Source organism: Amycolatopsis endophytica (assembly GCF_013410405.1).
Taxonomy (GTDB): Bacteria; Actinomycetota; Actinomycetes; order Mycobacteriales; family Pseudonocardiaceae; genus Amycolatopsis_E; species Amycolatopsis_E endophytica.
This window is the reverse complement of sequence record NZ_JACCFK010000001.1, coordinates 3300560-3321727: the sequence shown is the minus strand read 5'-3', so window position 1 is coordinate 3321727 and position 21168 is coordinate 3300560. Positions and strand designations below refer to the sequence as shown.

The following is a 21168-nucleotide window of genomic DNA, read 5'->3' as shown; positions in this document are numbered from 1 at the left end:
CATATGTAGTAGGTCTGCTACATTTCATCGCACTGGCGCACCACTGGGGAGAACAACTATGACAACTTGGGGACAGGTGGCGACGAGACCACCGCATTCGCGGGGCGGTGAACCGGTGCTCGACGTCAGCGACCTCCGCATGCGGTACGGCACCCACGACGTGCTCAAGGGCGTGTCGTTCACGGCCGCGCCCGGCGAGGTGCTGGCACTGCTCGGGCCGAACGGCGCGGGCAAGACGACGACGATCGAGATCCTCGAAGGCTTCCGGATGCGCTCGGCGGGCGGGGTCCGCGTACTGGACACCGACCCGGCGCGCGGCGACGAGGCGTGGCGGTCCCGGCTGGGCATCGTGTTGCAGTCGTGGCGCGACCACCGCAAGTGGGGCGTGCGTGAGCTGCTGGCCCACTTCGGCTCGTACTACACGGGCTTCCGGCGCCCCTGGGACACCGACGAGCTGGTCGCCACCGTCGGCCTGACCCCGCACGCGCACAAGCGGGTCGGGCAGCTCTCCGGCGGGCAGCGTCGGCGGCTGGACGTGGCGATCGGCATCGTCGGGCTCCCCGAGCTGTTGTTCCTCGACGAGCCGACCGCGGGCTTCGACCCGGAGGCACGCCGCGAGTTCCACGACCTGGTGCACCGCCTGGCCGACGAGTCCGACACCACGATCCTGCTCACCACACACGACCTCGACGAGGCCGAAAAACTCGCCGACCGGATCCTCATCCTGGCGGGCGGCACGATCATCGCGAACGGCTCGGCCGATCAGCTGAGCCGCGAGATGTCCACCGACGCCGAAGTGCGCTGGACGCGTGACGGGCAGCGCTACGTGCACGCGACCACGGACGCCACGAAGTACGTGCGCGAGCTGTTCGCGCAGTACGACGACGAGATCGAGGACCTGGAGGTGCGCCGGGCCAGTCTGGAGGACACCTACATGGCGCTGCTGCGCAAGTTCGAAGGGAGCGCCCGATGACCACCACCGCACTGCGGGCCGGGTTCCGGCGCGGGCTGATCGAACTGCGGCAGAGCTTCACCACCATCCAGGACCTGTGGGGCTACCTCTTCCCGACGCTGATCTTCCTGGTCGTGATGATCCTGATGAAGGGCTCGACCATCCCCGGCACCACGTTCTCCCGCGGCTCGATGACCCTCCCCAGCCTGATCGGCGCGAGCGTCGGGTTCAACGCGATGATCAACACCATGCAGCAGCTCACCCTCGAGCGCGAGGACGGCACGCTGCTGCGGGCGAAGGCGCTGCCGCACGGGATGTCCGGTTACCTCGTCGGCAAGATCGTGATGATCTCCGGCATGACCCTGACCGGCATCGTCCTGCTGGTCGTGCCGGGCCTGTTCCTGTTCGACGGCCTGGAGATCGATGCCCTGACCTGGGTGACCCTGGTGTGGGTGCTGGCGCTCGGCCTGGTCGCGACACTGCCGATCGGCGCGGTGCTCGGGTCGCTGTTCGAGAACCCGCGGACCATGGGCGTGGTGATGCTGCCGGTGACGGCGCTGGTCGCCGTGTCCGGCATCTTCTACCCGATCGGCGAGCTGCCGTCGTGGGTCCAGGGCATCGCGCAGGTGTTCCCGCTGTACTGGCTGGGTCTGGGCATGCGCTCGGCGTTCCTGCCGGACGCGATGGCCGCGGTCGAGATCGGCGGATCGTGGCGGGCCTGGGAAACGCTCGGCGTGCTCGGGGCGTGGGCGGTCGCGGGACTGCTCCTGGCGCCGGTTCTGCTGCGCAGGATGGCGCGGCGCGAGTCCGGTTCGTCCGTGGCCGCCCGCCGGGAGAAGGCACTGCAGCGGGTTCCGGGATGAGCGAGTCGATCTACAACCGCATCGCCATGCTGCGCGCCGAGCGCGGCATCTCGCGGCGGCAGCTGGCCGAGGCGGTCGGGGTGCACTACCAGACCATCGGTTACCTGGAGCGCGGTGAGTACAGCCCGAGCCTGTACCTCGCGCTGCGCATCGCGGAACACTTCGAAGTACCCGTTGAGGTGATTTTCTCCACGCAGCCCTTCCCCCGTCTCGGCGAACGGACTGCTTGACTCGGGGCCTTCCTGGCGGACAGGGTTGAGGGGACCTAGGAGGGAACCCCCGTGATCCTGCTGCTGTCCACTTCGGACACCGACCTGCTCAGCGCCCGCACCAGCGAGGCCGGCTTCACCCTGGCCAACCCGGCCCGGCTCGACCTCGCCGAGCTGCCCGGACTGCTGGAGAGCGCCGACGTCGTGGTGGTCCGCATCCTGGGATCGGCGCGGACGTGGCAGGAGGGCCTGGACACCGTCCGCGCGAGCGGGAAACACGTGGTGGTCCTCGGCGGCGAGCAGACTCCGGACGCGGAGCTGATGGCGTTGTCCACGGTCCCGGCGGGCATCGCCACCGAGGCACACGCCTACCTCGCGCAGGGCGGTCCGGCCAACCTCACGCAACTGCACCGGTTCCTGTCCGACACGCTGCTGCTCACCGGCGACGGGTTCGAGCCGCCGTCCGAGCAGCCCGCGTGGGGTTTCCTGGATCGAAAAGGCCGCCGCGCCGTGAACTCCGGCGGCCCGGTCGTCGCGATCCTCTACTACCGCGCCCACCACCTGTCCGGGAACACCCGGTTCGTCGACGCGCTGGCCGAGGCGGTCGAGGACGCGGGCGGGCAGGCGCTGCCGATCTACTGCGCCTCGTTGCGCTCACGCGAGCCGGCGATGATGGCCGAGCTGCGCAGAGCGGACGCGCTGCTGGTCACGGTGCTCGCCGCGGGGGGCACCCGGCCGTCCGGGGTGGGCGCGGGTGGCGATGACGAGGCATGGGACGTCGCCGAGCTGGCCGCGCTGGACGTGCCGACGTTGCAGGCGCTGTGCCTGACCAGCGACCGCGCGACCTGGGAGGACAACGAGGACGGCCTGTCCCCGCTCGACGCGGGCAACCAGATGGCGGTGCCGGAGTTCGACGGCCGCCTGATCACGGTGCCGTTCTCGTTCAAGGAGATCGACGACGACGGCCTGCCGCACTACGTGCCCGACGCCGAGCGCGCCTCCCGCGTGGCGAAGATCGCGCTCGCGCACGCGCGCCTGCGGCACACTCCGCCGTCCGAGCGCAAGATCGTGTTGATGCTCTCGGCGTACCCGACGAAGCATTCGCGCGTCGGCAACGCGGTCGGCCTGGACACCCCGGCCTCGGCGATCGAGCTGCTGCGCCGCATGCGGGACCAGGGCTACGACCTCGGTGACGAGCCGTTTCCCGGCGTCGAGCCGACGGGCACCGACCAGCCCGACGGCGACGCCCTGATCCACGCGCTGATCGCCGCGGGCGGGCAGGATCCGGAGTGGCTGACCGAGGAACAGTTGTCCGGCAACCCGATCCGCGTCCCGGCAGCCCGCTACCGGGAGTGGTTCGCCGCGCTGCCCGAAGCGCTGCGCGCGGACATGGAGGAGCACTGGGGCCCGCCGCCGGGCGAGCTGTACGTCGACTCGTCGTCCGATCCGGACGGTGACATCGTGCTGGCCTCGCTCCAGGCCGGCAACATCCTGCTGATGATCCAGCCGCCACGCGGGTTCGGTGAGAACCCGGTGGCCATCTACCACAACCCGGACCTGCCACCGAGTCACCACTACCTCGCCTGCTACCGCTGGATCGAGGAGGAGTTCGGCGCGCACGCGGTCGTCCACCTCGGCAAGCACGGGTCGCTCGAATGGTTGCCGGGCAAGAACGCCGGGCTGTCCGCCGCGTGTGGCCCGGACGCGGTGCTGGGCAACCTGCCGCTGATCTACCCGTTCCTGATCAACGACCCCGGCGAGGGCGCGCAGGCCAAGCGGCGCGCGCACGCCACGATCGTCGACCACCTGATCCCGCCGATGGCCCGCGCGGAGAGCTACGGCGACCTCGCGCGCCTGGAGCAACTGCTCGACGAGCACGCCAACATCGCGGCGATGGACCCGGCGAAACTGCCCGCGATCCGCGCGCAGATCTGGACGCTGATCCAGGCCGCGAAGCTCGACCACGACCTCGGTGTCGCGGAGCGACCGCACGACGCCGAGTTCGACGACTTCCTGCTGCACATCGACGGCTGGCTGTGCGAGGTCAAGGACGCGCAGATCCGCGACGGCCTGCACATCCTGGGCGCGGCGCCGACCGGTGAGGCGCGGGTGAACCTCGTCCTCGCGATGCTGCGGGCACAACAGATGTGGGGCGGCACAGCCGGTGCGGTACCCGGGTTGCGGACGGTGCTCGGCCTGACCGACGGGGCCCCGACCTCCGAAGTGGACGCCATCGAGGCGTCGGCGCGGGCGCTGGTCGAGGCCATGGAGAAGCGGGACTGGTCACCGGACGCGGTGGCCGAGGTGGCCTCCGGTCCGGAGGTCGCGCGCGTGCTGACGTTCGCGGCCACCGAGATCGTGCCGCGGCTGGCCGGTACTTCGACGGAAATCGACGCGGTGCTGCACGCGCTCGACGGCGGCTACATCGCGGCGGGGCCGAGCGGGTCGCCGCTGCGCGGGCTGGTCAACGTGCTGCCGACCGGGCGGAACTTCTACACCGTCGACCCGAAGGCCATCCCGAGCCGTCTGGCGTGGGAGACCGGGCAGGCGCTGGCGGACTCGCTGGTGAAGCGCTACCGCGAGGACACCGGCGAGTGGCCGAAGTCGGTCGGCCTTTCGGTGTGGGGCACGTCGGCGATGCGCACGTCCGGTGACGACGCCGCGGAAGTGCTGGCGCTGCTGGGAATCCAGCCGGTGTGGGACGACGCGTCCCGCCGGGTGACGGGACTGGAGCCGATCCCGCTCGCCGAGCTGGGACGACCGCGCATCGACGTGACGGTCCGGATCAGCGGCTTCTTCCGGGACGCGTTCCCGCACGTGGTCGACCTGCTCGACGACGCCGTGCGGCTGGCCGCGTCGCTGGACGAGCCCGCCTCCGAGAACTTCGTGCGCGCGCATGTGCGGGCGGATGTCGCGGAGCACGGCGACGAGCGCCGGGCGACCACCCGGATCTTCGGTTCGAAGCCGGGCGCGTACGGTGCGGGAATCCTGCCACTGCTGGACTCCGGCAACTGGCGTGACGACGCCGATCTGGCCGAGGTGTACGCCACGTGGGGTGGATACGCGTACGGCCGGGATCTGGACGGCGTCGAGGCCCGGCCGGACATGGAGAGCGCGTACCGGCGCATCGAGGTCGCGGCGAAGAACACCGACACGCGTGAGCACGACATCGCCGACTCGGATGACTACTTCCAGTACCACGGCGGGATGATCGCCTTCACCCGCTCGCTGACCGGGCAGGCCCCGGCCTCCTACGTGGGCGATTCGACCAGCCCGGACTCGGTGCGCACGCGGTCGTTGTCGGAGGAGACGGCCCGCGTGTTCCGCGCCAGGGTGGTCAACCCGCGCTGGATCGCCGCGATGCGCAAGCACGGCTACAAGGGTGCATTCGAGCTCGCGGCCACGGTGGACTACCTGTTCGGCTTCGACGCGACCGCCGGGGTCGTGCAGGACTGGATGTATGAAAAGCTGTCCCAGTCCTACGTTCTCGACCAGCAGAACCAGGAGTTCCTGGCGAAGGCCAACCCGTGGGCGTTGCGCGGCATCATCGAGCGGCTGACCGAGGCCGCCGACCGTGGCCTGTGGGCGGAGCCGGATCCGGAGCTGCTGGGACAGTTGCGTGAGGTGTACCTGCGGACCGAAGGTGAGCTGGAGGGCGAGTGACCGGGGTGGATCTGAACGCGGATCTGGGTGAGGGTTTCGGCGCCTGGCACCTGACGGAGGACGACGCGCTTCTGGAGATCGTGTCGAGCGCGAACGTCGCCTGTGGTTTCCACGCCGGCGATCCCAGCACGCTGCGCACCGTGACAGCCGCCGCGGCTGCCCGTGGTGTCGCGGTCGGGGCGCAGGTCGCCTACCGTGACCTGGCGGGATTCGGGCGACGGTTCATGGACGTGACCGCGGACGAGCTGGTCAACGACGTGCTGTACCAGATCGGCGCCCTGGACGCTTTCGCCAGGATTGCGGGCACCCGGGTCGCCTACGTGAAGCCACACGGCGCGCTCTACAACGCGATCGTGCACCACGCCGACCAGGCCGCGGCGGTGGTCGAAGCGGTGCGGCTGTTCGACCCGTCGTTGCCGGTGCTCGGGTTGCCGGGTTCGGAATGGCTGCGCCAGTCGGAGGCCGCCGGTCTGCGTCCCGTGCGTGAAGCCTTTGCCGACCGGGCTTACACGCCGGAAGGTACTCTCGTTTCCCGGCGGGAGCCCGGTGCGGTGATCCACGACCCCGACGAGGTCGTGCGACGCTGCGTCCGGATGGCGACGGAGGGCGTGGTCACCGCCATCGACGGCAGCGAGGTGCAGGTACGGCCCGAGTCCCTGTGCCTGCACGGAGATACGCCGGGAGCAGTGGAGATCGGCCACCGAGTCCGGGCAGCCCTGGTGGAAGCCGGGGTTTCGGTGGAAGCGTTCGCCGCGTAGCCGCTACGCGGGTGTCAGTGCGCCGGGCGAACGTGACGTGGGACTCGCCGACCCGCCCGGCGAGTCCCACGTTCCCGCGCGCGAGTTCCACGCTCTCGTCGGTGAGTTCTGCGTTCCGGGGCGCGAACTCCAACCCGCGTAGCGGCTACAAACCCCACACCAACGGCAAATGCGTCACCCCGTTGATGAAGTTCGACGTCAACCGCCGCACCTCCCCGCCCACCTGCACCTCGGGCAGCAAAGTCAGAAACTCCCGGAAGAACACCCGCATCTGCAACCGCCCGAAATGCGCCCCCAGACACAGATGCGGCCCCTGCCCGAACGCCAAATGCTCCGCCCCTCGCGTCACATCGAACCGATACGGATCCGGATACCTCCGCTCATCGAAGTGCGCCGACGCGAAATACACCACGACCTTGTCCCCCGCCGCGATCCGCGCACCCCCCAATTCCACGTCACGCACCGCCGTACGCCGGAACGTCAGCACCGGCGGATGCCAGCGCAGCATCTCCTCGACCGCCGACGGCACCAGATCCGGATCGGCCCGCAACCGCCGGTACTCACCCGGGTTCTGCACCAGCGCCAGCACCCCGCCCGGCAACGCGCTGCGCACGGTGTCGTTGCCGGCGATCACCATCAGGAAGAAGAACATCCGCAGCTCGGCGTCGTCCAGCGAGCGACCGTCCACAGTGGCTTGAACCAACGCGGTCATCAGGTCGTCGGCCGGATCGCGCCGTTTGGCCGAGGCCAGTTCCTGCGCGTAGTCGAACATGTCCGCCAGCATCGCGGGTGATCGGGGGTTCACCGGCTTCCCCTGCGCGTCGCGGACGACCTCGGCGTGTTCCGGGTCCTGGTAGCCGATGACGCGGTTGGTCCACTTCAGCAGCAGCCCGCGGTCCTCGGGCGGCACCCCGATCAGGTCGGCGAGGTTGAGCAGCGGAAAGTCGTCGGTGACCTCGACGGGCAGGTCGCACTGACCACGCGGCACGACCGCTCCGATCAGGGCACGCGCACGCGCGGCGATCTGGTCGGCCGAGCGTTCCAGCCTGCGCCGGGTGAACACCGCGGACACGATGCGGCGCAGGCGGTTGTGCTCGGGCGCGTCCATGTTGAGGATCATGCGCCGGATGAACGCGAGGTCGTCGGGTTCGGGGTCGCGGATCTGGGTGGCACCGAGCCACGACGAGAACACCTCGGGGGTGCGCAGGACGTGCCGGACATCGTCGTAACGTGTCACGGCCCAGTAGCCGGGCCCGGCGGGCCAGTCCAGCACCTCGTGTTCGTCCTGCCACGCGACGGGTTCGGCGTCACGCAGGCGGCGCAGCTCGTCGTGCGGTATGCCACGGGCGAACACCCTCGGGTCGAAGACGTCCACACCGGACATCAGTGCTCGTCCAGGAACACTTCGATCGTGTTGGCGAGCGTCACCGGGACCTCGTCGGCGGCGTAGTGCCCGGCGTCGGGCATCACTTCGAGTTCCAGTTTCGGGTACCACTGGCCGAAGGTCGCGAGCATGAACTCCTCGGACAGCGCCGGGTCGTGCTCACCGACGACGACCTTGACCGGTACCTCGTTGCCCGCGATCCGCTCGGAGAAGTCGGTCTTCGCCCACGCGCCGAGGTACTCGCCGAACGCGGCCTTGTCGGAGTTCTCCAGCGAGTGGATGACCATGCCCTCGAGCCACGCGTCGGGGTGGCGGCCGCCGGTGGTGAAGTCGATGATCGCGCGACGGCTCGCCGGGTCCTCGGCCGCGCTGCCGAACAGCTGCCAGGTCTCCTCGTCGAACGGCACCCCGCCGGCCGGGACCGGGGAGATCCCGAAGAGGGACCGGACCCGGCCGGGCGCTTCGGCGAGGATGTACTGCATGACGCTGCCGCCCATCGAGTGCCCGACGACGGAGAACCGGTCGATGCCCAGTTCGTCGGCGAGCAGCAGCATGTCGCCGGCCATTTCGGCGATGGTGTGCGCGCCCGCTTCGTCCTTGCGCGTGCCGTAGCCCCGGAAGTCGGGGAAGACGTAGCTGAACCGCTGGCCGTCGAGGTGCGGCGTGAGGTCCTTCCACGCCGTCGACGACCCGAACCAGCCGTGCAGCACGAGCACGACGTGCTCGCCGGTGCCGACCCGCTCCATGTGCGCCCTCCAAGTCCGCGGTGACCCGTTGCAGTGGCGAGCTTGGCACAGTCGCCGCCGGTTGGCACGCCTTCCTCCGGCGGGCGGCGGCCCGCGGCCGCGCTACAGCGACCGGTGGTGCGTGAACGGCCACTGGGCCACCGGCCGCGCCAGCAGCTCCGGCGGCGGCTCCGGCAGCCGGGACGCGCCGCGGGCGATCACCACCACCCGGTCCTGCCCCCCGAGGTACACCTCGGCCGGTCCGGGCACGTGCTCGACCACCCAGGAGGCCAGCTCGGAACGCCGCCCTGGCGCCGCCCGCACCTCCCACATCAGCGTGTCGGCCATCAGCGCGTCCGCAGCGGGGGCACGGACGGCACCTCGGGCGCGTTGTCGATGTCCGCCTGCGTCATCCGGAACTCCTCCGGGTAGTGTTCCCGGCTCGTGCGGCGCAGCGGCTCCGTCGTCCGCCACGTGTAGAGGCACCGCTGGCACTGCAGCACCTCCCACACCCCCGCGACCGGCGAATCGGCCAGCTTCTCGATCGTGTCGAATTCACAACGTGGGCACATCGGGTTCTCCTTACTGCGCCAGCATTCCCTGCAACTTCGTCAGCCATCCGGCGGCTTCGGGCAGATCCCGCACCGGCTGGCTGTAGTGACCGCGATCGTCGGGTGCGACCGGGGTCGTCGCGTCGATGATCATCTTGTTCGTGATGCCGGCGGGCTGCGATCCGGGATCCAGCTCCAGCACCGGCAGGTTCGGGATGTTCACCAGGTCACCGGCCGCGTTGACCTTTGTGGACAGTGCCCACATCACCTGTGGCAGGTTGAACGGGTCCACGTCCTCGTCCACCATGATCACGGTCTTGACGTAGCCGAGTCCGTGCGGCGTGGTCATCGCCCGCATCCCGACGGCCTTGGCGAACCCGCCGTAGCGTTTCTTCGTCGAGATGATCGCGAGCAACCCGTGGGTGTACATCGCGTTGACCGCCTGCACCTCCGGGAAGGCTTCCTTGAGCTGCTGGTAGATCGGCACGCAGGTGTTGGCGGCCATCAGGAAGTCGATCTCGGTCCACGGCATGCCGAGGTAGAGCGATTCGAAGACCGGCTTGGTGCGGTAGGAGATCCGGTCGACGCGCACGACGGTCATGTTCCGCCCGCCCGAGTAGTGGCCGGTGAACTCGCCGAACGGCCCCTCGATCTCACGTTTGCGGCCCTCGATGACGCCTTCCAGGATCACCTCCGAGCCCCACGGCACGTCCAGCCCGGTCAGCGGCGCGGTCGCGACCGGCGCCGGCGCGCCGCGGAGGGCGCCCGCCATCTCGTACTCGCTCTGGTCGTAGGCCATCGGGGTGGCCGCGACGATCGAGATCACCGGATCGTTGCCGAGCGCGATCGCGACCGGCAGGTCCTCGCCGTTCCCCTCGGCCTTCGCCAGGTGCAGTGCGATGTCATGCATCGGCACCGGCTGCAGCCCCAGCTTGGCCCTGCCCTTGACCTCCATCCGGTACACGCCGACGTTCTGCTTGCCGAAGTTCTCCGGGTCCTCGGGGTCGCGCGAGACGACCGCCGCCTTGTCCAGGTAGAACCCGCCGTCGCCGTCGTTGAGCCGGAACAGGGGCAGCACGTCGAACAGGTTCACGTCCTCACCGTCGAGCACGTTCTCCGCCCACGGCGGGTCCTCCCGCCGCTCGACGGGCACGGGGAACCGCTCCCAGCGGCGGATGAACTCGGCGACCTGGTCCTTGATCCCGGTCTGCTTCGGCAGTCCCATCGCCAGCGCGTGGTTGGCCCATGAGCCGTGGACGTTCAGCGCGATGCGCGCGTCGGTGAAGCCGGTGACGTTGTCGAAGTACAGCGCGGGAGCCTTGTCACCCAGGCGCGGGGCGGCGTTCGCGGCGGCGCCGAGGTCGGGCTCGGGCGCGACCTCCTCGGTGATCCGCAGCAGCTGCCCCTGGTCGTCCAGGGTGTGCAGGAACGACCGGAAGTCGTCGTAGGGCATGGGTTTCCTCCTATCGATGCAGACCGGACCAGCGCTGGGCGTTCGGCGCGGGCAGGTCGAACTGGTCCAGCACGCGGGCGACGACGTGATCGACGATGTCGTCCACGGATCGCGGGTGGTTGTAGAAGGCGGGCATCGGCGGCACGATGCGCACGCCCATCCGGGACAGCGCGAGCATGTTGTCCAGGTGGATCTCACTCAGCGGCGTCTCGCGCGGCACCAGGACGAGCTTGCGGCGTTCCTTGAGCACGACGTCGGCGGCGCGGCCGACGAGCCCGTCGGCGTACCCGGCCCGGATCCCGGCCACGGTTTTCATGCTGCACGGCACGACGACCATGCCGTCGGTGCGGAACGAGCCGGACGAGATCGTCGCGGCCTGGTCGCCCGCGCCGTGCACGACGTCGGCGAGCTTGCCGACTTCCCTGGCGCTGTAGGACGTTTCCAGCTCGATCGTGGTGCGGGCCCAGCGGGAGAGCACCAGGTGCGTCTCGACCCCGGACAGGTCGTGGAGCGCTTCGAGCAGCCGGACCCCGAGCGGCGCACCCGTGGCCCCGGTCATCCCGACGATCAGCCGCATCCCGCCTCCCTGATAGTTCGTATACGAACCTTTCGTGTTCATACTAACATGTGCTCATGACCGCTGTCGACGAAGCCGTGTTCCACGTCATGCGCCGCGCCCTGCAGGAGCACGGCGCACTGTGGCAGGCCGAACTGCCCACCCTGACGAAGCCGCAGTACGCGGTGCTGCTGGTGATCGCCGAGGGGGACGACGTCGACCAGGCCACAGCGGGTCAGCGAGCGGCGATCGACAAGGCGACGTTGGCGAATTTGATGCTGCGGTTGGAGAGCCGGGGGTTGATCACGCGTTCCATCGGCAGTGATCGGCGGCGGAGGATCCTGCGGTTGACCGAGGAGGGGCGGGCTGTGCTGCGGCAGGCCCAGGAGGTGGCGGCGCGGGTCAACGGGGTTGTGCTCGGGCGGTTGACGGTTGAGGAGCGGGAGGCGCTAAGGGGGTTGCTGTTGAAGTTGAGTCCTTCTTCGTGATGGTCCGCTACGCGGGTTCTGCGCTGCGCGCGGGTGGATTGGGTTGTGGCCGCCCCGATTTTTGATTGTTTCTGCGGCCGGGGATCGGGGTGCGGGGGAGGGCTGGGCGGCCTGGTGGCTGGGTTGCGTTGCCGTGCGCCGGTTTGGTGGGTGGTTGGCCGTCCCGGAGGGGCAAACACGGCGCCCGCAAGGGCCAACACGCCAGCCGGAACGGCCAACACGGCGCGACCCGGTGTGTTGGCCGCTCCGGGCGGCGTGTTTGCCCCTCCGGGCGGCGTGTTTGCCCCTCCGGGCGGCGTGTTGGCCGCTCGCGGCGCCGTGTGGGGGGCTAGGGGCAGTCGGCCTGGTGGGTGCGCCACAGCATGGCCGCGTGCAGGGCCGCGATCAGCAGCTCGTCGTCCTCCTCGGTCGGATCGGCGCCCAAGGGGATCCACTTCTCGCAGACCTTCCGGTCATCCTCGTAGCAGCTCAGCAGCATCCCGGGGTAGGACAGCACGACGGGGGCGCCGTCGGGTCCGTCGACGCGCACCCGGCGAAGGTGCATCGCCGCCCGGACCTGACGCGCCCCTCGGGAGTCATCCATCCACACCTGCCCACCTCGACCGATACCCCGAGGTCGCGAACGCACCCCGGTTGGTTACCGCTCCGTTCCTTCCGGTTCGGCAACGGCGAGCCACCCCTTCCGCGTCCGCCCGACCCGGCGCAGGCAGAATTGGCCACCGCAACCGCGAGCAGGGAGTGATCAGCATCGTGACAGTGGCCGCGCAGTCGATCGAGCAGAAGATCGCCGAAGAACTCGGCGTCCGCGAAGGGCAGGTCAAAGCCGCCGTGGACCTGCTCGACGGCGGGTCCACCGTGCCGTTCATCGCGCGGTACCGCAAGGAGGTGACCGGCACCCTCGACGACGCCCAGCTGCGCACCCTCGAAGACCGGCTGCGTTACCTGCGGGAACTCGACGAACGCCGCACCGCGATCCTCGAATCCATCGACGGCCAGGGCAAGCTGACCGAGGAGCTCGCGGACCAGATCCGCGCCGCCGACACCAAGGCGCGCCTGGAGGACATCTACCTCCCCTACAAGCCGAAGCGGCGCACCAAGGCCCAGATCGCCCGTGAGGCGGGCCTCGAACCACTCGCCGACGGGCTCCTCGGCGACCCCTCCACCGATCCGCAGGCCGCCGCCGCGGTGTTCGTCGACTCCGAGAAGGGCGTCGCGGACGCGCAGGCCGCCCTCGACGGTGCCCGCGCGATCCTCGTCGAGCGCTTCGGTGAGGACGCCGACCTGATCGGCGAGCTGCGCGAGAAGATGTGGACCGAGGGCTACTTCTCGTCCAAGGTCCGGCAGGGCAAGGAGACCGAGGGCGCGAAGTTCGCCGACTACTTCGACTTCGCCGAGCCGTTCACCAAGATGCCCTCGCACCGCGTGCTCGCGATGCTGCGCGGCGAGAAGGAAGACGTCCTCGACCTCACCGTCGAACCCGAGGAACCGCGGGAGGAGACGGCCGAGCCGAAGACCGGCCCTTCGGACTACGAGCGCCGCATCGCGCAGCGCTTCGGGATCACCAACGAAGGGCGCCCGGCGGACAAGTGGCTCCAGGACACCGTGCGCTGGGCGTGGCGCACCAAGATCCTCCTGCACCTGGGCATCGACCTGCGCATGCGGTTGCGGCAGAAGGCCGAAGAGGACGCGGTGAACGTGTTCGCCGCGAACCTGCGTGACCTGCTGCTGGCCGCCCCCGCCGGAACCCGCTCCACGATGGGCCTGGACCCGGGCTTCCGCACCGGTGTGAAGGTCGCCGTCGTGGACGCGACCGGCAAGGTCGTCAACACCCACACGATCTACCCGCACCAGCCGCAGAACCGCTGGGACCAGTCGATCGACGAGCTGGCGAAGCTCTGCGCCGCCCATTCGGTCGATCTGATCGCGATCGGCAACGGCACCGCGTCACGGGAAACCGACAAGCTCGCCGGTGAGCTGATCAAGCGGCACGCCGAACTCAAGCTGACCAAGGCGGTCGTCTCGGAGGCGGGCGCGTCGGTCTACTCCGCGTCCGCGTTCGCGTCGCAGGAGCTGCCCGAACTGGACGTGTCACTGCGTGGCGCGGTGTCGATCGCGCGCCGCCTGCAGGATCCGCTGGCGGAACTGGTGAAGATCGACCCGAAGTCGATCGGTGTCGGGCAGTACCAGCACGACGTGTCCGAGGTGTCGCTGTCGCGGTCGCTGGACGCGGTGGTCGAGGACTGCGTGAACGCGGTCGGCGTGGACGTCAACACCGCCTCCGCACCCCTGCTGACCAGGGTTTCCGGCATCACGTCGGGCCTGGCCGAGAACATCGTCGGTCACCGCGACGCCAACGGCCCGTTCCGGTCGCGCTCGGCGCTCAAGGAGGTCGCCCGCCTCGGCCCGAAGGCGTTCGAGCAGTGCGCCGGGTTCCTGCGGATCCGCGGCGGCGAGGACCCGCTCGACTCGTCCAGCGTGCACCCGGAGTCCTACCCGGTCGTCCGGCGGATCCTGTCCAAGACGGGCAGTGAGCTGCGCGAGCTGATCGGCAACGAGCGGGTGCTGCGCAAGCTGCGCCCGGAGGATTTCGTCGACGAGACGTTCGGCCTGCCGACCGTCACCGACATCCTCGCCGAGCTGGAGAAGCCGGGCCGTGACCCGCGTCCGGCGTTCAAGACCGCGACCTTCGCCGAGGGCGTGGAGAAGATCGGCGACCTCAAGCCCGGTATGCGGCTGGAGGGCGTGGTCACCAACGTCGCCGCGTTCGGTGCGTTCATCGACATCGGTGTGCACCAGGACGGTCTCGTGCACGTGTCGGCGATGTCGAAGAACTTCGTCAAGGACCCGCGCGAGGTCGTCAAGCCGGGTGACATCGTCAAGGTGAAGGTGCTGGAGGTCGACATCCCGCGCAAGCGGATCTCGCTGACCCTGCGCCTGGACGACGAAGTCGGCGGCGGCAAGGCCAAACCGGCTGGTGGCGGAGGTGGCGAACGGCGGGGCGGCCAGCCGCGCAAGGGTGGCCAGCCGAAGCGCCGCGAGCCCGCCGGCGGTGGTGGCGCGATGGCCGATGCCCTCCGAAAGGCTGGCTACGGTCGCTAAAACCCCGTTCAGGGGTCATCATTCAAGGGTGCAGTGGGCCGATTTCCTGGCAGATCGCTCCGCGCGGCGGTGGCTGCGCGGCGTTGCCGGGCAGCTCGACTCCGGCTGGCGCGCGCTGGCCGGAGACCCCGCCCTCTGGCGGGCGTTCGAACGGCACGTGAACGCGGTCGGCGACGCGGTGCGCTGCGAGCTGGACCTCGTGCCCCGCGGCGAGCCGGTGACCAGGCTCGTTCTGCTCGCCGGGCACGCGCACGACGTGTGGACCGAGGCCGGGGTGCTGGGCTGGAGCTCGCCCGGCGCCCAGGACTGGAACGATCAGGAGTGGACGGGGCTGCGCCTGCTGGCCTGCCTGCGTCTCGCGGCCGACGAGCCGGGCGGCCCGAAGCTGCCCCGCTCGGCCGCGTTCGCCCGCAAGCGGCCCGTGGGGACCGGTGAACATGTGAACAATCGCCGGGAATACTTCCGCTGAATTTCGCGGAAATGCCACCGAACGGCACTGGTGAATCGTTGACGGACTTGCCTAGGATCGGATTTCCTTTTTTCGGTCCGGGAGTCCGGGGGCGGTGCCGTTGGTGTTCTTCCGTGTCCTGGGTCCGCTCGACGTGGAGGAGGTCCGCGGGCGGTCCGTGCCGCTCGGCGGCCCGAAACCGCGCCTGCTGCTGGCCGCTCTGCTGCTGCAGCCCGGCGTCGTGGTGTCCGCCGACGCGCTGACCGACGTCCTGTGGCCCGGGCGGGTACCGCGGTCGGCCGCGGCGAACCTGCGGACCTACGTGCACGGCTTGCGCCGTCTGCTCGGCGGCCGGATCGAAGGGCGCGCGGGCGGCTATCTGCTCCGCGTCGCGCCGGAGGAGCTGGACGCGACGCTGGCCGAACAGCTCGTGACCAGGGCACACGAGGAGAACCTCCCGGCCCTGCTCGACGAGGCCGCCGCGTTGTGGCGTGGCGAGGTGCTCGAAGACCTGCCGCACCACCACAGCTGGTCGTCGGCGGTTGCGCGGTTCGGCGAGCTACGGCTGTCCGTGCAGGAGGAACGGCTGCGGATCCGGGTCGAGGCCGGGCGGCACGCCGACGCGATCGTCGAGCTGCGGGGACTGCTGGCCGGGCACCCGCTGCGGGAGGAGTTGTGGCGGCTGCTGGTCGTGGCACTCGGCGCGAGTGGCCGGGAGAGTGAGGCGCTGGCCGCGTACGGCGAAGCCGAGCGGGTCCTGCGGTCCGAACTGGACGCCGTGCCCGGCCCGCGGTTGCGGCAGGCGCTCGCCGAAGTCGCCCCCGCGGCGCCGGTCTGTCAGCTGCCGCTGGACCTGCCCGATTTCACCGGCCGCGAGGAGCAGCTGGCCGGGCTGACCGCTGCCCTCGACGGCGAGCGGACCGCGGTCGTGGTCCTGTCCGGCTCGGCGGGTGCCGGAAAGTCCGCGCTGGCCGTGCACGCGGCGCACGCGGCACGCGGCCGCTACCCCGACGGTCAGCTCTACGTCGATCTGCGCGGCACGTCCGAGTCGCCACGCCGTCCCCTGGACGTGCTGCCCGAGCTGCTGCACGCGCTCGGCGTGCCCGACGCGGGGATTCCGCGTGGCCTCGACGAGCGGTCCGCGCTGCTGCGGTCCCGGCTGGCCGGGCGCCGCGTGTGCCTGGTGCTCGACGACGCCGGTGACGCGGCGAGCGTCCGCCCCCTGCTGCCCGGCGCGGGTGCGTGCGCGGTGCTGATCACGAGCCGCGGACGGCTGCCCGATCTGACCGGTGCCGCGCACCTCGATGTCGGCGTGCTGCCCGAGGCCGAAGCCGCCGAACTGCTGTCGCGGATCGCCGGCGGCGAACGCACCGCGGCCGAACCCGAAGCCGCGGCGGCGATCGTGGCGGCGTGCGGACGGCTACCGCTGGCGATTCGCGTTGCGGGATCACGACTTTCGCACCGGCGCGAATGGACACTTCGCGCGCTCGCCGCCCGGCTGGCGGACGAGCGCCGCCGCCTCGACGAGCTCCGGGTCGGTGACTTGGCCGTGCGGGCCAGCCTCGCCCTGAGCTACGACCAGCTGCCGGGCAGCTGCGCGCGGGCCTTCCGCACGCTCGGCACGCTCGGGCCGCTGCCGTTTCCCGGCTGGGTGGTCGCGGCGCTGCTCGACCGCGCGGGCGACGACGCGCTGGACGTTCTGGTCGACGCGCACCTCGTCGATCTCGTGGATGACCAGCCCCGCTACCGCCTGCACGACCTGGTGCGCTGCTACGCGGCCGAACTGGCGGAGCCCGAACCCGTCGAGACGCGGCGCGAGCGCGTCCGCCGCGTCGTCGAGGGGTACCTGGCACTGGCCACCGAGGCCGCCGACCGGATGCCGGTGCGGTTCTTCGGCGCGGCCCCTCCCCCGCTGCCGCCCGACCTGTGGCGTCCGGACGGGACGGTGCCCGACGACCCGGTGGCGTGGTTCGGGAACGAGCGACCGGTCGCGCTCGTGGAGCTGGCCGTCGAGTGGGGACTCGACGCACTGGCGTGGCAGCTCGCCGCCGCGTTCACGCCGTACTTCGACCTGGGTGGCCATCACGACGACTGGCGGCGCACGCACGAGCTGGCGCTGGGCGCGGCGGAGCGCGCGGGAGACCTGCGCGGGCAGGCGATCGTCCTGCGCAACCTGGGGCAGCTCGACGTCTACCAGGACGACTACCCCGGTGCGCACGCCGGGTTCGAGCGTGCGCTGTCGCTGTTCCGGCGGATCGGTGACGACCAGGGCGCGGCGGTCGCGCTGGCCGGGCTCAGCACGATCCGGCGTGTCTCCGGCGATCACGAAGCGGCACTCTCACACTGCCACGACGCGCTGGAGCTGTTCACCCGCAGCGGCGATCGGCACGGCGAGGCGGTGGTGCGCATCGCGATCGGCTCGGTGTGGCTCGCCAGGGGGTGCCACGCGACGGCCGAGCGCTGGTTCACCGACGCGCGCGAGGCGTGCGTCGAGATCGGCGACCGGCACCGCGAGGCACACGCCCGGCACCGGATGGCGTTGCTGCACCAGCACCGCGGCAACCTCGGGCGCGCCCGCGAAGAACTGGACCGCGCGATCGTCATCTTCGGCGAACTCGGCGACGACCACTGCGTCGGCTACGCGCACCAGTCACTCGGCCAGCTGTGCCTGCGCAGCGGCGACCTGGCGCACGCGAAACTGCTCCTGGTGAACTCACTGTCGGTCCACCGGCGCGACGGCGACCGGCGGTCCGAGGCCGAGGCGGGTGAGCTGCTGGGCGAGCTGCACGAGCGGCTCGGGCAGGTCCGTGAGGCGCGCGGCCACTTCCAGCGGTCACTGGAGATCTGGCAGGACCTCGGCGCCGGGGAAGCCGCGGCGGCGCTGCGGGAACGGTTGCGTCACCACCCATTGACCATGATCGCCGGCGGGTCCATCCTGGTGCCCTCAGTGACCTCGAAGGAAGCCGGGAGGGGTCGATGAGCACCTTCGTCGTGATCGGGGGCGCCGGGCGGACCGGACGCCGGATCGGTGAGCGCCTCAACGACGGCGGGCACCGGGTCGTAGTGGCGAGCCGGGGCGCGGAGACGGCGCTGGACCTGACGTCCGAACCGGATCCGGCGGTCTTCGCCGGCGCCGAGGGGGTCGTCATCGTCGCGGAACCGCCGAAGGATCCCGAAGACGCCGAGGCCGCCATGCACGGTGGCGTGTCGGCGATCGCGGAAATCGCCGCGCGCGAAGACATCCCGGTGGTGCTGGTGACCCAGATCTACCTCACGCGAGCCGCCGAGCACCCGGACATGAGCGCGCGGATCGAGGCGCGGGCGCGCGGTGAACAGGCGCTGCGTGAGAGCGGCGCGCAGTACACGATCGTCCGGCCGAGCTGGCTGCACGACCTGCCCTCCGCAGGCGTACGGGTCGAGCAGGGCGACACCGGCGAGGGCCGGGTGAGCCGGGACGTGGTGGCCGACGCCGTGGTCGCCGCGCTGTTCGACCCGTCGGCGTCGGGCAAGACCTTCGAGCTGTACGACGACGAGGAGTCGTCTTCGCCGGACTGGCCGTCCCTGTTCGCGGCACTGCACGCCGATCAGTGATGCGGGTCCGGCAGCGGCTCCAGCACCTGCTTGGTGAGGTGCTGGTAGATGATCGACGTGCGGAAGCCGACGATCTCGCGGCGGCTGGTGAAGCGGTCGAGCAGGAACGCGTGCAGGTGGTCGATGTCCTGCGCGCTGACGTGCACGAGGAAGTCGTCGCTGCCCGCGATCGTGAACACCGAGAGCACCTCCGGCAGCTGCGCCACCGAGCGTTCGAACGAGTCGACCACGTCGCGGCTCAGCGGCCGGATCTGCGCGGCGACGATCGCCTGCACGCCGCGGTTGAGCGCGCCGAGGTCGATGTCCGCGTGATAGCCGCGGATGACGCCGCGCTTGCGCAGCAGGCGGATCCGTTCGAGGCAGGTCGAGGCCGCGATGCCGACCTTCCGCGCGATGTCCCGGTTCGATTGCCGCGCATCTTCCTGCAGAAGCCGCACGATCGCCGAATCAAGTTCGTCCATGTTCGTAGCTCCACTTCCCCGGCCGAATATCATTCGGCGGCGGCGCTCTTCCGTTGGGCATCAGCCTAGCTTTTCGTCCATGGAGCATGAAGAGGTGAGGATCCGGCGCGGCAGGCGGTCCGGGTTGACGTTGATCATCGCGATCCACTCGCGCGCCCTCGGCCCCGCGGCGGGGGGCATCCGGCTGCGGCGCTACCCGGACTGGCGCGACGGCTTGACCGATGCGCTGCGGCTGTCCGAGGCGATGACCGCCAAGAACGCCGCCGCCGGGCTGGGTTTCGGCGGCGGCAAGAGCGTGATCGCGCTCGAACCGGGCACCGAACTGACACCGGCCCGGCGCGAAGCGGCGCTGCTCGACCTGGGCGAGCTGATCGAGTCGTTCGACGGCTCGTATTTCGGTGGCCCCGACGTGGGGACGGGCCCGGACGACATGGCGGTGGTGCACCGGGAGACGCCGCGGGTGTTCTGCCTGCCCGAGTCCAGTGGTGGCGTCGGTTCCTCGAGCGCGCCGACCGCGCTGGGCGTGTTCGAGTCGCTGCTGGCGGGAGCGGCTCACGTGTTCGGCAGCGATTCGCTGCGCGGGCGGACGGTCGTGATCAGCGGACTGGGTTCGGTCGGCGGTCTACTGGCCCGGCAGGTGGCGGACGCGGGCGCTCGCGTCGTGGTGTCCGATGTGGACGAGTCGAAGCGCACGGCGGACCACGAGTGGGTGACACCGGAGAAGGCGTTGCGCACGCCCGCGGACATCCTGGTGCCTGCCGCCGTGGGCGGGGTGCTGACTCCCGAACTGGTGCCCGAGCTGTCGGCGCCGCTGATCGTCGGCCCGGCGAACAACCAGCTCACCGGCGATGCGGTCGCCGGTGAGCTGGCCGCCAGGGGCATCGTGTGGATCCCGGACTTCGTGGCGAGTGCCGGTGGAGTGGTCTACGTCCTGCTGCGGGAGGTCGAAGGACTGGGCCACGAGGACGCACTGGACCGGGTCCGCGCCATCGGTGTCACGGTGTCGCGCGTACTGGATACCGCTTCCGCCAACGGGACCACACCCCTGCGTGAAGCCCAGTCGCTTGTGGACGCTCGCTTGATCAGCGCTCGCTGAACACCACGGCCGCGCCGCCCGCGTCGGCGGCGCGGACCAGGAAACCGTCCGGCACCGTGCGCGTCTCGATCCCGTTGCCCTCCACCAGTTTCCGCGCGCGCCCGAGGTCGGTGACGGCGATCGTCTGCGCCGCGAGGACGGGCGTGTCGTGGACCGGCAGGAATTCGCGCGCCGCCGAGACGGGAGTCACCTCGAACCGGCCGGCGCGCAAGGGGAACACCCGTTTCGGGCCGTCGGTCCCGTGCGGCACGTCCAGGATCACCGAGTACCGCTCGGCGTAGGTGTCCAGTGCGTCGTCAGCCACCACCAGCAGCACGCTCGCCAGTCCGACTGCGCCGTTCGGGTGCGACAGCAGGTGCGGCTGGTGCACGTACTGCGGCGTCAGGTGCTGCCCCGCCTGGAAACCGACGCCGAGCGCACTGCCCGGGTCGAGGTACACGCCCCGCGCCCGCACGGTCCGCTCCCCCTCGGGCGTCTCGACGTCCCGCTCCAGGTCGCGCACCCCGGTCGAGGGGAACCCCGCGGACCGCCACCGCCGCTCGGTCGCCTCCGCGTCGCCGGTGCCCACGGTCAGCAGCAGGCCGCGGTGCGACGCCGAGAGTTCCTTGACGTGCCACGGGTCCGGCGCGTCCGGGGCGACGATACCGAGGAGTTCGACGAACGACTCGCCGAAGCAGGCGCACCGGTTGGCGGTGCACGTGTGCCCGGCCATGGGACCGCCGAGCTGCTCGGACAACCGGTGCGCGGACGGCGGGCTGAGGGTGAAGCCGAGCGCCTCGTAGCGGGCGGCGATCTCGGCGAGGTCGCGGGAGAGGACCACGGTGTGGTCGAGGTAGTCGATGTCGCTCATGACAGTCACACTCCGAACCCC

20 protein-coding genes are annotated in these 21168 nt (G+C 70.5%); 11 read left to right on the top strand and 9 right to left on the bottom strand.

What is annotated here, in order from left to right:
- Positions 1 to 58 precede the first annotated feature (58 nt).
- Genes HNR02_RS16470 through HNR02_RS16450 form a run of 5 tightly spaced genes read left to right on the top strand, consistent with a single transcriptional unit; the run spans position 59 to position 6445 of the window.
- The gene (locus HNR02_RS16470) at positions 59 to 973 is read left to right on the top strand and encodes an ABC transporter ATP-binding protein (RefSeq protein WP_179774040.1); all 915 of its coding nucleotides are present in this window, start codon (positions 59 to 61) and stop codon (positions 971 to 973) included.
- Entirely contained in the window at positions 970 to 1815 is an 846-nt protein-coding gene (locus HNR02_RS16465; RefSeq protein ID WP_179774039.1) for an ABC transporter permease, read from the top strand. The genes HNR02_RS16470 and HNR02_RS16465 overlap by 4 nt, the downstream gene beginning before the upstream one ends.
- Entirely contained in the window at positions 1812 to 2045 is a 234-nt protein-coding gene (locus HNR02_RS16460) for a helix-turn-helix transcriptional regulator (protein ID WP_179774038.1), read from the top strand. Before HNR02_RS16465 ends, HNR02_RS16460 begins: the two co-directional genes overlap by 4 nt.
- Positions 2046 to 2096: 51 nt before the next feature.
- Entirely contained in the window at positions 2097 to 5687 is a 3591-nt protein-coding gene (cobN, locus tag HNR02_RS16455; protein ID WP_179774037.1) for a cobaltochelatase subunit CobN, read from the top strand.
- Complete coding sequence (locus tag HNR02_RS16450) at positions 5684 to 6445, top strand: LamB/YcsF family protein (RefSeq protein ID WP_179774036.1); 762 nt, start codon at positions 5684 to 5686, stop codon at positions 6443 to 6445. The genes cobN and HNR02_RS16450 overlap by 4 nt, the downstream gene beginning before the upstream one ends.
- A gap of 145 nt (positions 6446 to 6590) precedes the next feature.
- Here HNR02_RS16450 and HNR02_RS16445 read toward each other — a convergent pair whose 3' ends face one another.
- From HNR02_RS16445 to HNR02_RS16420, 6 genes are all read right to left on the bottom strand, one after another.
- Entirely contained in the window at positions 6591 to 7829 is a 1239-nt protein-coding gene (locus HNR02_RS16445) for a cytochrome P450 (protein WP_179774035.1), read from the bottom strand.
- The gene (locus HNR02_RS16440) at positions 7829 to 8575 is read right to left on the bottom strand and encodes an alpha/beta fold hydrolase (RefSeq protein WP_179774034.1); all 747 of its coding nucleotides are present in this window, start codon (positions 8573 to 8575) and stop codon (positions 7829 to 7831) included. The genes HNR02_RS16445 and HNR02_RS16440 overlap by 1 nt, the downstream gene beginning before the upstream one ends.
- A gap of 102 nt (positions 8576 to 8677) precedes the next feature.
- Positions 8678 to 8902 carry a hypothetical protein gene (locus HNR02_RS16435; RefSeq protein WP_179774033.1) on the bottom strand — a complete coding sequence of 75 codons (225 nt, stop codon included), beginning with the start codon at positions 8900 to 8902 and terminating at the stop codon, positions 8678 to 8680.
- Positions 8902 to 9126 carry a non-oxidative hydroxyarylic acid decarboxylases subunit D gene (locus HNR02_RS16430; protein ID WP_179774032.1) on the bottom strand — a complete coding sequence of 75 codons (225 nt, stop codon included), beginning with the start codon at positions 9124 to 9126 and terminating at the stop codon, positions 8902 to 8904. Before HNR02_RS16430 ends, HNR02_RS16435 begins: the two co-directional genes overlap by 1 nt.
- Before the next feature lie 10 nt (positions 9127 to 9136).
- On the bottom strand, positions 9137 to 10558 hold the full coding sequence (locus tag HNR02_RS16425; RefSeq protein ID WP_179774031.1) for a non-oxidative hydroxyarylic acid decarboxylases subunit C: 1422 nt from the start codon (positions 10556 to 10558) through the stop codon (positions 9137 to 9139).
- Positions 10559 to 10568: 10 nt separating this feature from the next.
- A complete protein-coding gene (locus tag HNR02_RS16420; RefSeq protein WP_179774030.1) occupies positions 10569 to 11135 on the bottom strand; it encodes a non-oxidative hydroxyarylic acid decarboxylases subunit B in 567 nt (188 codons plus the stop codon).
- A gap of 56 nt (positions 11136 to 11191) precedes the next feature.
- Here HNR02_RS16420 and HNR02_RS16415 point away from each other — a divergent pair, with 56 nt between their 5' ends.
- Positions 11192 to 11602: a MarR family winged helix-turn-helix transcriptional regulator gene (locus tag HNR02_RS16415; RefSeq protein WP_179774029.1), complete on the top strand. Its 411-nt coding sequence runs from the start codon at positions 11192 to 11194 to the stop codon at positions 11600 to 11602.
- Between the two features lie 328 nt (positions 11603 to 11930).
- Here HNR02_RS16415 and HNR02_RS16410 read toward each other — a convergent pair whose 3' ends face one another.
- Positions 11931 to 12185 (bottom strand): hypothetical protein, encoded by a 255-nt coding sequence (locus HNR02_RS16410; protein WP_179774028.1) that lies wholly within the window; start codon positions 12183 to 12185, stop codon positions 11931 to 11933.
- A gap of 155 nt (positions 12186 to 12340) precedes the next feature.
- Between HNR02_RS16410 and HNR02_RS16405 the strand changes: the two genes are divergently transcribed.
- The 4 genes from HNR02_RS16405 to HNR02_RS16390 all read left to right on the top strand — a co-directional run bounded on the left by HNR02_RS16405 (position 12341) and on the right by HNR02_RS16390 (position 18740).
- Positions 12341 to 14701, top strand: a complete 2361-nt coding sequence (locus HNR02_RS16405) for a Tex family protein (protein WP_179774027.1) — start codon at positions 12341 to 12343, stop codon at positions 14699 to 14701.
- Between the two features lie 28 nt (positions 14702 to 14729).
- Complete coding sequence (locus tag HNR02_RS16400; RefSeq protein ID WP_179774026.1) at positions 14730 to 15170, top strand: DUF6401 family natural product biosynthesis protein; 441 nt, start codon at positions 14730 to 14732, stop codon at positions 15168 to 15170.
- A gap of 94 nt (positions 15171 to 15264) precedes the next feature.
- Positions 15265 to 18129, top strand: a complete 2865-nt coding sequence (locus HNR02_RS16395; RefSeq protein WP_179774025.1) for an AfsR/SARP family transcriptional regulator — start codon at positions 15265 to 15267, stop codon at positions 18127 to 18129.
- Positions 18126 to 18740: an SDR family oxidoreductase gene (locus HNR02_RS16390; RefSeq protein WP_179774024.1), complete on the top strand. Its 615-nt coding sequence runs from the start codon at positions 18126 to 18128 to the stop codon at positions 18738 to 18740. Before HNR02_RS16395 ends, HNR02_RS16390 begins: the two co-directional genes overlap by 4 nt.
- Here the strand turns inward: HNR02_RS16390 and HNR02_RS16385 are convergent.
- A complete protein-coding gene (locus HNR02_RS16385) occupies positions 18734 to 19201 on the bottom strand; it encodes an Lrp/AsnC family transcriptional regulator (RefSeq protein WP_179774023.1) in 468 nt (155 codons plus the stop codon). The genes HNR02_RS16390 and HNR02_RS16385 overlap by 7 nt on opposite strands.
- 79 nt (positions 19202 to 19280) lie before the next feature.
- Here HNR02_RS16385 and HNR02_RS16380 point away from each other — a divergent pair, with 79 nt between their 5' ends.
- A complete protein-coding gene (locus HNR02_RS16380; protein WP_179774022.1) occupies positions 19281 to 20297 on the top strand; it encodes a Glu/Leu/Phe/Val dehydrogenase family protein in 1017 nt (338 codons plus the stop codon).
- Here HNR02_RS16380 and HNR02_RS16375 read toward each other — a convergent pair.
- A complete protein-coding gene (locus tag HNR02_RS16375; RefSeq protein ID WP_179774021.1) occupies positions 20284 to 21147 on the bottom strand; it encodes a VOC family protein in 864 nt (287 codons plus the stop codon). The two genes, HNR02_RS16380 and HNR02_RS16375, sit on opposite strands and share 14 nt — an antisense overlap.
- Between the last annotated feature and the right edge of the window lie 21 nt (positions 21148 to 21168).

Coding starts and splice junctions, on each gene's coding strand:
- HNR02_RS16470 (WP_179774040.1), top strand. CDS start 59: ATGACAACTTGGGGACAGGTGGCGACGAGACCACCGCATTCGCGGGGC.
- HNR02_RS16465 (WP_179774039.1), top strand. CDS start 970: ATGACCACCACCGCACTGCGGGCCGGGTTCCGGCGCGGGCTGATCGAA.
- HNR02_RS16460 (WP_179774038.1), top strand. CDS start 1,812: ATGAGCGAGTCGATCTACAACCGCATCGCCATGCTGCGCGCCGAGCGC.
- HNR02_RS16445 (WP_179774035.1), bottom strand. CDS start 7,829: ATGTCCGGTGTGGACGTCTTCGACCCGAGGGTGTTCGCCCGTGGCATA.
- HNR02_RS16440 (WP_179774034.1), bottom strand. CDS start 8,575: ATGGAGCGGGTCGGCACCGGCGAGCACGTCGTGCTCGTGCTGCACGGC.
- HNR02_RS16435 (WP_179774033.1), bottom strand. CDS start 8,902: ATGGCCGACACGCTGATGTGGGAGGTGCGGGCGGCGCCAGGGCGGCGT.
- HNR02_RS16430 (WP_179774032.1), bottom strand. CDS start 9,126: ATGTGCCCACGTTGTGAATTCGACACGATCGAGAAGCTGGCCGATTCG.
- HNR02_RS16425 (WP_179774031.1), bottom strand. CDS start 10,558: ATGCCCTACGACGACTTCCGGTCGTTCCTGCACACCCTGGACGACCAG.
- HNR02_RS16420 (WP_179774030.1), bottom strand. CDS start 11,135: ATGCGGCTGATCGTCGGGATGACCGGGGCCACGGGTGCGCCGCTCGGG.
- HNR02_RS16415 (WP_179774029.1), top strand. CDS start 11,192: ATGACCGCTGTCGACGAAGCCGTGTTCCACGTCATGCGCCGCGCCCTG.
- HNR02_RS16410 (WP_179774028.1), bottom strand. CDS start 12,185: ATGGATGACTCCCGAGGGGCGCGTCAGGTCCGGGCGGCGATGCACCTT.
- HNR02_RS16390 (WP_179774024.1), top strand. CDS start 18,126: ATGAGCACCTTCGTCGTGATCGGGGGCGCCGGGCGGACCGGACGCCGG.
- HNR02_RS16385 (WP_179774023.1), bottom strand. CDS start 19,201: ATGGACGAACTTGATTCGGCGATCGTGCGGCTTCTGCAGGAAGATGCG.
- HNR02_RS16380 (WP_179774022.1), top strand. CDS start 19,281: ATGGAGCATGAAGAGGTGAGGATCCGGCGCGGCAGGCGGTCCGGGTTG.
- HNR02_RS16375 (WP_179774021.1), bottom strand. CDS start 21,147: ATGAGCGACATCGACTACCTCGACCACACCGTGGTCCTCTCCCGCGAC.